Origin of the sequence: Thalassobacillus sp. B23F22_16 (assembly GCF_043496955.1) — a bacterium.
GTDB classification, from domain to species: domain Bacteria; phylum Bacillota; class Bacilli; order Bacillales; family Halobacillaceae; genus Thalassobacillus; species Thalassobacillus devorans_A.
In genome coordinates this window covers 229,914-242,287 of sequence record NZ_JBIEKD010000001.1, presented here as the reverse complement: position 1 = coordinate 242,287, position 12,374 = coordinate 229,914, and the positions used below count along the sequence as shown (strand labels likewise).

The following is a 12,374-nucleotide window of genomic DNA, read 5'->3' as shown; positions in this document are numbered from 1 at the left end:
ATTCGATTAATGCAGCAAAAACTACTGAAAATATTATTTTGATAAAGGGTGTGTAGTTATTAAAGCGATTATTTTTGATTTTGATGGTACACTTGCTGACACTTTGCCGGTTTGTTTTTATGCATTTCAATCTGTATTTAAGGACTTTGACAACAAAGAGGTTACATCAGATGAGATAAAGGCTATGTTCGGTCCATCTGAGACTGGAATCATCAGAGAAAACCTTATGGATTCAAATTACGACAAAGCAATTGAATTATATTATGAGAAGTATAGGAAAAAACACCAAGAACTTGTTCTTGAGAATGAGGAAATTAACGATTTACTCCTGTTTTTAAAAAAAGAAAGTTATAAATTGGGGATTGTAACAGGAAAAGCTAGCAGAAGTTTGCTTATCTCTTTAGATTGCCTTAATATGAATGGCTTATTTGATGTGATCATCACTGGTGATGATGTTTCTATACCAAAACCTCATCCCGAAGGATTGAACAAGGCATTGGCACAGCTTAACATAACTAATACCGATGCTATTTTTTTAGGAGATAGTGACGCTGACATTTTGGCAGGAAAACAAGCGAACGTACATACGATCGGCGTACAGTGGCTACCAAATTATCAGACATTAGAGTTTGGTGTTGAACCAGATCAGAGGTTAAGCAACATAAATGAATTTATACAAGTACTAAAGAATGTATATAACTGAATGGGAAAAATTTAGAGGTTGAGGTGCCTCTCCCTCCATTACGCTAACGTTTTAGCATGCTGGGGGACAGGTACCGCAATTGGCAAAAGTATTAACTGGCAGTTACGAAGTACCAGGTATAAAACGTGTCCAGTAACTAACTTTATATTTCTTTCTGGCAGACAAAAGAACAATGGGTATCATTGGTAAGTTTCTAGATCTATAGAAAAGTGCTTGAAAACAGAGAAATACCATTTTACTGTCAGGCACTTTTTTTAGACCGTAGGAAATTACGTATAACTGAAATCTGTGAAACGATTTGAAACAAGATTATTGGGGATTTGGCGGGCATTAAATCAATTGTTGTATATATTGAGTAGGCGAGTTGCATAGGATATTGGGAAAAATATTAAGGAAGTGAAAATATGTATTATGCTTCATATATGTATCGAAATCCTTATTATGTAATGCCAAACCCTTATTTTCCAAACCAGTTGTTATATCAGAATTACCCACAAGGGCAAGGGAATTTAAATCCTTATTATTTATCACAATTACCTAATAGGCAAGGAGTTGTGGCTTTATCTAAATCTAGAAAACAACCAATTAATATTGAAGAAGCTTCCATCAGGGAAAACAGTTCTTTAAACTCGTACAAGGAAAACTATGCGTACAGTTTAGGCATACAGGCCTATATATATGGGTACCCCCTTGTCACCGCGGAAAGAACCAGGCAGCTGCAATCGACAGTACAAGAGCCCTTTGGACCAGCATACACTGTGTCAAATGCGTTTATTTATTATGATGAACTTTTAACCCCGGACTTCAAAGATGTAGTAACACCCAATGTTGATACCATTTATTCCTTTGTCTGGCTGGATCTTACCCATAACCCTGTGGTTCTTCATGTGCCAGATACAAATGACAGGTACTATAGTGTGCAACTAATGGATGACTGGACCAATACCTTTTCCAATATAGGGCGGCGAACGACAGGTACGGATGCTGGAAAATTTGCTATTGTGGGGCCTGATTGGAAAGGCATTCTACCCGATGATGTTACAGAGGTTAACTCCCCCACAAACACGGTATGGATGAATATTCGTGTTTTAGTAGAAGGTGAAGATGATTTAGCTCATGCTCAAGCTATACAAAAGCAATTTGCACTGACGACACTGGATGGGAAAAAGGTTCCGGCCGTGATAAAACCTGCAAACACATTGCTTTTAAAGAATAAGGTGGAAGATCTTCCTGCCCTCGATTTCTTTAAAACGATGACAGATTTAATGATTCTAAACCCCACGATGAATAATGAGGCTCTTGAAAAGCAATTTGAGCATATCGGTATTGATTTAACATATGGCTTTGATGCGAATAAATTAGATGCAGAAACAATTGCGGGGCTGAATCGTGCTGCCAAAGATGGATTTCAAATTATTACAAATGGTTTAGAAGAATCAAACCCTAAGAATGTTAATGGATGGTTGGTAGTTATGGGATTGGGCAATTATGGAGACAGGTTTCTTTGGAGGGCATATGTTGCTTTTAGCGGATTTGGTGTAAACGTGGATGAAGAGTCTACCTTGATCAGAGCTTTTACTGATGATCAGGGGAATGAGCTAAATGGGAAAAATAAATACATTCTTCATTTTAATAAAGACCAGCTGCCCCCAGTAGAAGCTTTCTGGTCCGTAACCATGTATGGTTCGGATTTCTACCTGGTGCCCAATGAAATAAACCGTTACGCTATTGGGGACCGCACCGAGGGGCTTGAGTATAATGATGATGGCTCCCTTGATATCTATATCCAAAAGGACCGGCCAATAAATAATGAATCAAATTGGCTGCCTGCCCCGGAAGGAGATTTTAATTTAGTATTAAGGATGTATCAACCAACTGCTAAAGTATTAAATGGCACTTACGAAGTACCAGGGGTAAAACGTGTTCGATAACCAATTTTATAAGGACTAAGGGAAAAAGATATATGGAATCTGCTGGTGGAAAGGAATTAGTAAAGAAAAACCTAAAACTGTACAGATGACAAAAGAGGCATCTAGAGAAATAAAATCAAAACAATGGATTAAGTATAGGAAGGGGGAGTTGCAGTGTGTGAAGGCTTACTTCATCATGTGGAAATTTATGTATCCAATTTGGAGAAGTCAGAATCATTTTGGGGTTGGTTCTTGGAAGAGTTAGGTTACCAGTCTTATCAAAAATGGGATAAGGGACAGAGTTGGAAGTTAGGAGGAACTTATTTAGTATTTGTCCAGGCAGAAAATAAGTTCTTAGATGTTCCTTATCACAGGTGCAGGACTGGGTTAAATCACTTAGCTTTTCATGCTTCTTCACGTGAAAGAGTAGATGAGATGACTAAGTTGCTTAAGGAGAGAGGTATAAACATTTTATACGAAGACCAACATCCTTTTGCAGGCGGTGAAGATTATTATGCGGTTTACTTTGAAGATCCGGATAGGATAAAAGTAGAATTTGTTGCACCATCACCATAAAATATTTTTCCATTATCTTGATTTCGAGTCTTACATATACGGGTGCATTAGTTTAAGATTACCGGAGGATATCTCGAAGTAAGGGGGCGATTTTGAAACAAAAGAATCGCCCCTTTCTTATTGTTTAGGGAAGGATAATGGAAGACTTCATTCCGGGTAATGCATTCTTAAACAAGCATCATTTAGGAACGATTAATGAGTTTTTTTGCAACCAATCCAATTATAACTCCGGGAATAATGAATAGGATAGGCAAGAAAACAGGACCTGCTAAGTAACCGAAAATGGTGATCTTTGGGGAATAGATCAATCCTACAGTTACAGCGTATGCTATAAAAACAAAAGGGAGAAATAACAAAGGAGAACATGCTTCTCCTTCGTAAGCATCCTTTACAGCATCCCACATTGCAAAGAAATAAAGACAGGGATAAAACATAAGCCATTGGAAGTTGACCTGCTCTAGTGCAGCATGTGTATTCCCATGAAAGCTTAAAATGATTAATTTATTAAATCCCGACTGAAGGTTGATGAGCATTTCCAGTAAAAGGAACAGAATTCCTTTTACATAATTTTTATTTAAGAGTTGGCCAAACCCAGGTAGTGCAATTGACCATAATAATACTTCCAACACCTTTATATTCACATTTTTTGCCCTCCTTCAATAAAGAGGAGATTTATTGAAACCATCTGCTTGTTATGTCAAATTCCCTTGGATGATTTAGATAGCCTTTCCCTGTCCGCTGCCATAAATGGTTCTTCAAACCAGCCATGTTCTATCATGATATTGATTCCATCATTATTATACTTACCAATAATAGGAATTAACTTCACGAACTCTGCTGCCAGATCGTGCCTGAAAATTTGCGAAAGAGCTGTACCTAAGTTAGAGAGCGCAATATTTCCAGCTAATGCCCCATGATATATCATTAATTTATCTGAAAAAGGAGAAGAAGTGGAATCCGTTATATGTTCATCCATTAAAGTAGGTGCCGGTAAGTCTTGATTCGTTAAATGTTGAGAGAAACTATTTATTTGTTTTCCTGAAAGTTCAGCTCCAGCTCGGAAATATTTTCTGATTTTTTCCGATGAGGCAACCTGACTGAACCCTAACATAAGTGTTTTACCTAAAATATTTGTGAAAATGTTATATTGCATTTGCTTTATTTCATTTGCGGTAAGTGGACGTTCTCTACCAGTGATAAGGGAAATATAGGATTTTTTTTCAACGAAATCGACCTTTGTTGCATAAGGGATATTTGGGTAGCTGGTATCTATGCCCTTAAGAAGTAATAAATGCTTTCCTCTTTCATATGTTTCTGCTGAATCGTTGAGGCGTTCTCGAAAATATTGCATGATGTCCTGTCGGCTTGAAGTTGAAAATGCGTTTCCATATGTGACTATAGAAGAGGATGACATCTGAACAATATAGAAAACCATGAACTCATCACTAAAAAGCCGTGGAGCATCTTTACGAATATCCTGTTCTCCAAACCCAACTGGTACAGGAATATTTTCACTTTGAAAAATGTCTGTTATTTCCTTCATGTGTTTTTTAGAAAGGGCTAATGCAAATTTCACATAATCTCTGACCTCATCATCTTCCACAAGTTGAAGGAAGTGTTCATACATACAACTAAACAGAGAGTCACCAAGGTAATTGTTAAACATGTCTGCTAATTCAGCAGAAGTTAACTGTTTATTTTGTTGATGCTCTGAAATTTGATTTTGTAGCTCCTCATTTTTTTTCATTGTTGGACCTCCTCCGTAATCCTCTTTCCATGTAGTATTAGTTCTTCTAAGTCATTTTATTAATATCTCTTAATATGTCCAGATAGGTGTGTGGTCACCCTCTAATGCCGTGTCTTAAAGTAATAAATATTAAGGTTGGAGGCAGATTAAAGATAAACGGTACAAAAAAAGGGAGGACATAGATATGACCACTTCAGACCACCTGTCCATTTCGAGTGCAGAATTGGGAACACTTTGGATGGGGTATCAAAACAAGACGATGAACATGAGATTTTTGGAATATTATATGGAAAAAGCGGAAAACCCTGAAGCCAAAGATATTCTACAATCCTATTACGACAAGGAAGCCAAACATATTGAAACTATAATAAAAATATTTCAGGACGAAGGGGCTGTTTTACCTGTAGGATTTACGGAAAAAGATGTTACTCCTGGGGCACCACGACTATACGATGAATTGTTTGATATCATGCACTTGCGTTTGATTACACAAATCAATATGGGGCTTTTCACAGTGCATCTATCTATGGCCTACAGGGACGATATAAGAAAATTGTATAAGCTTTTTTCTGATGATGCTCAAGAAGCTTTTGACAGAACGACAGGTTTTCTGTTAAAGAATTCGGCTATCCCTCGCCCGCCTTATGTCCCGATGCCAAAAGATATTGCATTCGCACGAAACAAACAATATATGTCCGGTTTTAATCTGTTAACACATAAACGACCTTTAAATACAATCGAGATCGCCCACCTTTATCAAGCGTTAGAGGCAAATACAATGGGAATAACACTGATGACAGGATTTGCCCAAACAGCTCAAAATCATGAAGCTTCGAAATTATTTTTGGATGGAAAGGAACTTGCGAAAAAAATCGTTTCCAAGTTAAGTGACGTTCTGCGGCAAAGCGATATCCACACTCCTTCCATGTGGGCAGGTACGGCTACCGATTCAACTAACGCCCCATTTTCAGACAAAATGATGATGTATCAAACCAGTGTATTCTCGAGTTTCGGTCTTACAAGTAATGCGATTGGTTCAGCTTTTAGTTTACGAAGTGATCTCCCTCTAAAATTGGCGAAGATTGCACAAGACACCTTCAGTTTCGCTAAAAATAGTGGACAAATCATGATTAAAAATGGGTGGATGGAAGAACCCCCTCAAGCACAGGATAGAGAAAAATTAACAAAAGGGCAGCGTAACAAATAAGAGGAAATACAAATCAAAAGGCCTTCCATATACAATGATTTATATATCGGTTGTATGTTGAAGGCTTTTAGCATGCAAAAAATAGACAAACATGAACTAAATGCCAAATCCAATATGTTACTATTGATATGAAAAAGTTTAACGGGTGAATTGACAGCTAAAAAATGAAGAAAAGCTATTCGTTTTTGATGTATAAAGAGGAGAGTCCATATGGAAATAGTTTATTTTGCAGGTGGATGTTTGTGGGGAGTCCAGGCTTTTATAAAAACGTTATCTGGCGTCAAGTTTACAGAAGCCGGAAGAACTAATGGAACCAGTCATACCCTTGAGGGTGAATATGATGGGTATGCTGAATGTGTCAAAACAGGATTTGATCCCACGGTTGTAACGGTCAGAGAACTAATGGGATATTTCTTTGAAATCATTGATCCATACAGTTTGAATAAACAAGGGCAGGATGTTGGCGTGAAATACAGAACAGGTGTATATAGTGAAAAACCTGAACATTTAAAAAAGGCAAAGGCGTTTCTTCGTGAGAGGGATGATTATGACCGTATCGTGGTGGAAGTACTACCGCTTACCAACTATGTAAGAAGTGCAGAAGAACATCAGGATCGGTTAGCCAGGTGTCCGGATGATTATTGTCATATTCCAGAAGAAATATTAAGTAAATATAAGTAAGCGAGAAATGTCGGTTGATGAGCCCAAGCGCGTCATAATTATGAGGGGGATACCATGGAGGTAGGAAACGAGTATCTACGTGTCGTAATAGAACGGTTTGACAGCTTGAGGAATCTCGGGGTGAAAACTATCCATCAACTGTCGGAAGAAGATATTCATTGGAACTACAATGACGACTCGAACAGTATTGCCATTATTGTAAAACATCTGAGCGGCAATATGGTGTCCAGATGGACGGATTTTCTGACGACAGATGGGGAGAAACCAAGTCGAAAGCGCGATGAGGAATTTTTAGATGATATTACTTCCAAAAACGAGCTGCTTAAGCTCTGGGACGCTGGGTGGGATGCTTTATTTACGGCCTTGAAATCTTTGAATGAACAGGATTTGATACGCCGTATAACTATAAGGGGTGAAAGTCACCTCGTCCTGGAGGCGATCGAGCGGCAGATGGCTCATTATGCGTATCATATCGGGCAGATGGTTTATATTGGAAAGCAACTGAAAGGTGATGATTGGCAAAGCCTGAGTATTCCAAAAGGGAAGTCGGAGGAATATCTTAAGCACATGCAGGAGAAACACAAGGAGGAAGCGGATGATTAAAGATCCTTGGTTCACGGTTCAGCAAATCGATAATCAAACGTTCGGCATCAGTGAATACGGCCATTGGGAAAAGGTGCATTCTTTTTTGCTGCTTGGTGTGGAAAAAGCAGTACTGATTGATACTGGTCTTGGCATTGATAATATGAAAAGAATCACAGACCAATTGACGGGCTTACCAATTGATGTGATAACAACTCATGTGCATGCGGATCATATCGGGAGTCATGGGGAGTTTGAGCGGGTTTTTGTGCATGAAGGAGATAAAGATTGGTTAGTGAATGGAATCCAGGGCCTATCGATTAATCAAATTAGAAAGGATATCCGTAGAGATATTACGCTGCCGACGCCTGTGTCGTTTGATCCTGATACCTACCGCCCATTTCAGGTGGAACCCACGGGTTTAGTAAATGATGGTGATATCATTGATCTTGGGAATAGAAAGTTGATGATCTATCATACGCCTGGTCACTCGCCGGGGCATATCTGCGTTTTTGATGAAACGAACGGCTATCTATTCACTGGTGATTTACTTTATGATGAAACACCTGTCTACGCTTTCTATCCATCTACTAGCCCGGTCGATTTAGTAAACTCATTAGAAAGAGTCGCAGAGCTGCCGGGTGTTTTCATGGTCTATGGGTCCCATAATACGTTAGGACTGGAAGCCTCCATATTGGAGGAAGTGAAAAGAGCTGTTATCTATTTACGGGAAAATGATCTTGCCAGGTTTGGGACAGGGGTACATCACTTCGATGGTTTTAGCGTGAAGTTTTAATTTTATAGAAGAAACAGGAGGACATACAATGCTCAAACTATACATAACAAGGCACGGGGAAACAGAATGGAACGTACAAAAACGAATGCAAGGCTGGGGGAACTCTGAACTGACGGATAATGGAGTGGAAAATGCTCGTATATTAGGGGAGAGTCTAAAGGCTACTGCATTCGACGCTGTCTACACCAGCCCAAGCAAGCGAACAAGAAAGACGACAGAGTTGATCCTTGGAGACCGCGAGCTTCCGGTTACTTATGAGGAAAAGCTGAAAGAAATTAATGTCGGGGATTGGGAAGGTCAGACGAAGGAATTCATTGAAGAGAATTACGGCGATGCCTACCATTCGTTTTTCAACACGCCCCATCTCTATGAATCTTTTAATGGTGAAAGTTTTTTCGAGTTACGGGAAAGAGTAGAAGAGTTTCTCGAGCAGCTTAAACGAACCCACTCGTCTGGAAATATCCTGATTGTCACGCACTCTGTGTTTATTAAAAGTTTATTGGCGGTAATGAAAGAACTTCCAGTAGAAAAGCTTTGGGGACCGCCATATATTCAGGATACAAGTCTGAGCATCGTAGAATTGGATGGGGAAGCGTATAACGTGATGGTAGAAGGCGACGTCTCCCATAAGGAAAATCCACTGGAAGCATAAAGGTTAGACATGGAACTTTCAATATGGTAATCCTAGGAAAGGTTTTGACTTGGGGACCTTTTGTTATAGGGATTTTATTATTGGTCTGGCTGGTACTAAGAAAAATGGTCAAAGATGGATAAAGATTTAAATAGCGGTGTCTGATCTCACCTGTGCTAATGCTCTGGCATGCTCGGGATCAGGCGCTGTTTTATGCTTAGAGGACAGGTTGTTGTAAGAAAAGCATAACTGTGTCCTTAAAGGTGTCCAATAAGGACAGGTTTGCGCTGGAGAAGGGAAAAGTTGTCCGAAAAGGATGCCAATAAGGACAGGTTTGTGCTCGAGAAGGGAAAAGTTGTCCGAAAAGGGTGCCCATAAGGACAGGTTTACCCTGTCAAAAGAAAAAGTTGTCCAGAAACAAGGTTAATTAGGACAGGTAGAGGGGAAAATAGCCAATTGCTGTCCAATAAATGATTTATAATGATGGTGCCATTTTAATTTGAGACAAGATGGAAAAAAGAAGGAGTATGCAGGCTGCTAGTAGAATATTAATTCCGAGGGGATACATACAAGAATCAAAATTATAAAGGAGGGAAAAAATGGGGAGAATCATTCATTTTGAAATTCATGTTGATGACATGGAGCGGGCGAAGACGTTTTATGGAGAGGTCTTTGGATGGAGGTTTGAAGATTGGAGTGAATTTGCCGGGATGCCTTATTTCGGGGCTGTGACAGGCGATGAAAAAGAGCTGGGAATCAACGGTGCTTTGATGCAGCGGCAAAGTGCTCCTCCGGAAGTGAACCAGGCTGTCAATGGGTATGCGTGTACCATGGGCGTGGAAGACTACGACTCTATTGAAGCTAAAATTCTTGATCAGGGAGGCAAGGTGGCCATGCCGAAATCTGCACTGCCTGGAATGGCATGGCAGGGATATTATATCGATACCGAAGGAAATATTTTCGGCATTCACCAGCCTGATGAGAACGCCAAATAGAACCTAAGAGCCCTTTTTAAGGGTTCTTTTTATATACTTTTCTCAGACTCTACATAACAAGAGACACGGAGAAACAGAATGAAAACTCTACAATAGATTTTTAGTAGAAGGGAACGTTTGAATGGTTAATCAAAAAGAGCTGAAGGAACATATTTATTCTCTAGAAAAAGCGTTACTTAATAGTGAAGTTCGTAAGTCCCCTGATAGATTAAATGAGTTAATAGCAGATGACTTTGTTGAATACTCGAGTACAGGAGAAATTTATGATAAAGAAAACATCCTGAACCGTTTACCGAATGAAGAGGATCCGGGGATAACAATGAGTAATTTTAAGTTGAAGTATCTTTCTGCAACCACTGTACTAACTACGTTTAAGGTATTTATAGAAAGTAAACAAAAGTATTCTTTGCGGAGCTCTGTATGGATGTTGAACAATAATAAATGGCAAATGACCTTTCACCAAGGAACTGTCACTGACTTGGGTTATTGAAGGATCTTTGATTACTTTGAGGAGGGGTTTAGTATGAAAACAAGACTCTTGCATGCGCGTGCAAATGTCAAGGATTTAAATGCAGCCGTACAATGGTATGAAGAAGTACTAGGTTTTACTGTGGCAGCAATATGGCCACCAGAAAAACCTAATTATGTACATTTTGAACATGATGGGGGAGCGATGTTTGCATTATTGGAGCATGAAAACTATCCAACTCCAGGCCGTTTTAATTTTTATGTCGATGATGTAGATAGTCTATGGGATAAATTAAAAAACAAAACCGAAGTATTAGAGGAATTATTTTCTACACCATATGGAAGTAGAAAATTCACTATTCTTGATATTGATGGCAATGAATTAGGGTTTGTACAAGATAACACTTGAGATTAAATTTGAGGTACCTGTCCCCCATTACGTTAATGCTATAGCGTACTGGGGGTCAGCCTTATGGGTGAATTTAGCTGCATCAATTCCTACTAACAACAAATGGTCGGCTCCTGTTTCCCTGACAAATGTGCCCCAGTGACTTCCATTTTTCCCCTGAATGTGGTTCAATGAAAGTGCCATCGTTTTCATCTCCTTTTGTGGGATTGTAAAACTTGAAGTTCTGTGAAGAGTACTTCTATTTTACACTGAAAACGGTGGTCTTTTTATGTTTAATCTACCTATTTACTACACTAGGCACCGTTTTCTATTAGCATGATGGAGGTCAGGCACCGGAAACGTAATAAGATAGCGGGCTTAAGAAGACAGGTTGTTGTAAGAAAAGCATAACTGTGTCCTCAAAGGTGGCCAATAAGGACAGGTTTTTCCTGTCAAAAGAAAAAGTTGTCCAGAATCAAGGTAAATAAGGACAGGTCGAGAGGAAAACAGCCAATTGCTGTCCAATAAATGATTAATAAGGACAGGTTTTGTTAAAAAAAGACAAGTTCAGTCCATAACTGAATTGGATTCGAATTCGAGAATAATACAGTATTTGAAAATATATTTAGCAATGTATAGTATTGAATGTGGACTCGAGGCATTTTTCTAATAAAAAGTATGGGGGAACTCTAATGGACATACATAATATACTGGTGGCGGGAAACTATGAAAAGGAATTCCAAGAACACTTACCTGCTAAAACACCTCAGAGCTATCGTTTTAAGCATATGGATGAAATTACCGAAGAGGATTTTTCATGGGCAGATGCCTATGTCGGTTTCAAGCCATGCCCAGGCTTCCATTTTGCCGGAATTAAATGGGTTCATTCTTTTAATGCGGGTATCAATAACTATATGGAAATTGATGGATGGAAGGAACATGATATTCTTCTAACCCGAACGGTTAGCACGTTTGGACAAAAAATAAGCGAGTATTGTTTAAGTTATGTATTAAGGGATCTTCAGTTTCATCACTACTTTGGAATAAGACAATGGGAGAAGAAGTGGGATCCCAAAACTCCCCAAATGGTGAGGGACCAAACGATTGTTATATTTGGTACAGGGGAGATTGGACAGGAGATTGCCAAGGTATTTTCAAGCTTTGGAGCCACCGTTTTCGGTGTCTCACAAAGCGGCAAACAAAAGGAGTACTTTCAAAAAGTGACGAAAACCAGCTCTGCAAGCAAGCTGACTGCCCAGGCAGATTGGATTGTTAGTACATTGCCTTTGACAAATGAAACAAGTAAGTTATTTGATCGCACGTTTTTCAGCAATTTGAACGGTGCTGCCTTTATCAATGTTGGCAGAGGTCATACGGTAGACGAGCGAGCGCTTTTGGAAGCGTTAAATTCCGGAAAGGTTCGTTACGCGGTGTTAGATGTGCTTGAAACAGAACCGCTGCCAGAGAGTTCCCAGTTATGGGTTAGAAACGATATCATCATCACTCCTCATATATCGGCTGTGACCGAGTTGAACGAAGCGATCGCCTGCTTTTGGGACACATTGAAAAGAATTGAAAATAATGAAGATTTACCTAATAGGGTGGATTTTTTGAAAGGGTATTAATAGCATTTCATCACAAATGATGGTTCCTGCCCCACTGCTGTAATGCTTTAGCATACTGGGGGTCA

The 12,374-nt window shown here is 39.2% G+C and carries 15 protein-coding genes; 12 read left to right on the top strand and 3 right to left on the bottom strand.

What is annotated here, in order from left to right; genetic code table 11:
* Positions 1–58: 58 nt before the first annotated feature.
* From ACGTNI_RS01240 to ACGTNI_RS01230, 3 genes are all read left to right on the top strand, one after another.
* Positions 59–703 (top strand): HAD family hydrolase, encoded by a 645-nt coding sequence (locus ACGTNI_RS01240; protein ID WP_394459833.1) that lies wholly within the window; start codon positions 59–61, stop codon positions 701–703.
* A gap of 404 nt (positions 704–1,107) precedes the next feature.
* Positions 1,108–2,634 carry a DUF1254 domain-containing protein gene (locus tag ACGTNI_RS01235; RefSeq protein ID WP_394459355.1) on the top strand — a complete coding sequence of 509 codons (1,527 nt, stop codon included), beginning with the start codon at positions 1,108–1,110 and terminating at the stop codon, positions 2,632–2,634.
* A gap of 153 nt (positions 2,635–2,787) precedes the next feature.
* Positions 2,788–3,189 (top strand): VOC family protein, encoded by a 402-nt coding sequence (locus tag ACGTNI_RS01230; protein ID WP_394459353.1) that lies wholly within the window; start codon positions 2,788–2,790, stop codon positions 3,187–3,189.
* Positions 3,190–3,371: 182 nt separating this feature from the next.
* On the opposite strand, the gene ACGTNI_RS01225 is transcribed toward ACGTNI_RS01230, so the two are convergent.
* Positions 3,372–3,830 carry a hypothetical protein gene (locus tag ACGTNI_RS01225; RefSeq protein ID WP_394459351.1) on the bottom strand — a complete coding sequence of 153 codons (459 nt, stop codon included), beginning with the start codon at positions 3,828–3,830 and terminating at the stop codon, positions 3,372–3,374.
* Positions 3,831–3,886: 56 nt separating this feature from the next.
* Positions 3,887–4,936 (bottom strand): DUF3231 family protein, encoded by a 1,050-nt coding sequence (locus tag ACGTNI_RS01220; protein ID WP_394459349.1) that lies wholly within the window; start codon positions 4,934–4,936, stop codon positions 3,887–3,889.
* Between the two features lie 184 nt (positions 4,937–5,120).
* Between ACGTNI_RS01220 and ACGTNI_RS01215 the strand changes: the two genes are divergently transcribed.
* From ACGTNI_RS01215 to ACGTNI_RS01180, 8 genes are all read left to right on the top strand, one after another.
* Positions 5,121–6,143, top strand: a complete 1,023-nt coding sequence (locus ACGTNI_RS01215; protein ID WP_394459347.1) for a DUF3231 family protein — start codon at positions 5,121–5,123, stop codon at positions 6,141–6,143.
* A 210-nt stretch (positions 6,144–6,353) separates the two neighbouring features.
* The gene (locus tag ACGTNI_RS01210; RefSeq protein ID WP_394459345.1) at positions 6,354–6,824 is read left to right on the top strand and encodes a peptide-methionine (S)-S-oxide reductase; all 471 of its coding nucleotides are present in this window, start codon (positions 6,354–6,356) and stop codon (positions 6,822–6,824) included.
* 54 nt (positions 6,825–6,878) lie between these two features.
* Positions 6,879–7,427, top strand: coding sequence for a DUF1572 family protein (locus ACGTNI_RS01205; protein WP_394459343.1), 549 nt, complete (start codon positions 6,879–6,881; stop codon positions 7,425–7,427).
* Positions 7,420–8,202, top strand: a complete 783-nt coding sequence (locus tag ACGTNI_RS01200; protein WP_394459341.1) for an MBL fold metallo-hydrolase — start codon at positions 7,420–7,422, stop codon at positions 8,200–8,202. Before ACGTNI_RS01205 ends, ACGTNI_RS01200 begins: the two co-directional genes overlap by 8 nt.
* A 28-nt stretch (positions 8,203–8,230) precedes the next feature.
* Complete coding sequence (locus ACGTNI_RS01195; RefSeq protein WP_394459339.1) at positions 8,231–8,854, top strand: histidine phosphatase family protein; 624 nt, start codon at positions 8,231–8,233, stop codon at positions 8,852–8,854.
* Between the two features lie 578 nt (positions 8,855–9,432).
* Positions 9,433–9,828, top strand: a complete 396-nt coding sequence (locus ACGTNI_RS01190) for a VOC family protein (RefSeq protein ID WP_394459337.1) — start codon at positions 9,433–9,435, stop codon at positions 9,826–9,828.
* 121 nt (positions 9,829–9,949) lie between these two features.
* A complete protein-coding gene (locus tag ACGTNI_RS01185; protein ID WP_394459335.1) occupies positions 9,950–10,318 on the top strand; it encodes a nuclear transport factor 2 family protein in 369 nt (122 codons plus the stop codon).
* A gap of 33 nt (positions 10,319–10,351) precedes the next feature.
* Positions 10,352–10,705 (top strand): VOC family protein, encoded by a 354-nt coding sequence (locus ACGTNI_RS01180; RefSeq protein ID WP_394459333.1) that lies wholly within the window; start codon positions 10,352–10,354, stop codon positions 10,703–10,705.
* Positions 10,706–10,732: 27 nt separating this feature from the next.
* Here ACGTNI_RS01180 and ACGTNI_RS01175 read toward each other — a convergent pair whose 3' ends face one another.
* On the bottom strand, positions 10,733–10,888 hold the full coding sequence (locus ACGTNI_RS01175; RefSeq protein WP_394459331.1) for a hypothetical protein: 156 nt from the start codon (positions 10,886–10,888) through the stop codon (positions 10,733–10,735).
* A gap of 488 nt (positions 10,889–11,376) precedes the next feature.
* Between ACGTNI_RS01175 and ACGTNI_RS01170 the strand changes: the two genes are divergently transcribed.
* Positions 11,377–12,309 (top strand): D-2-hydroxyacid dehydrogenase, encoded by a 933-nt coding sequence (locus ACGTNI_RS01170; protein ID WP_394459329.1) that lies wholly within the window; start codon positions 11,377–11,379, stop codon positions 12,307–12,309.
* Positions 12,310–12,374: the final 65 nt, after the last annotated feature.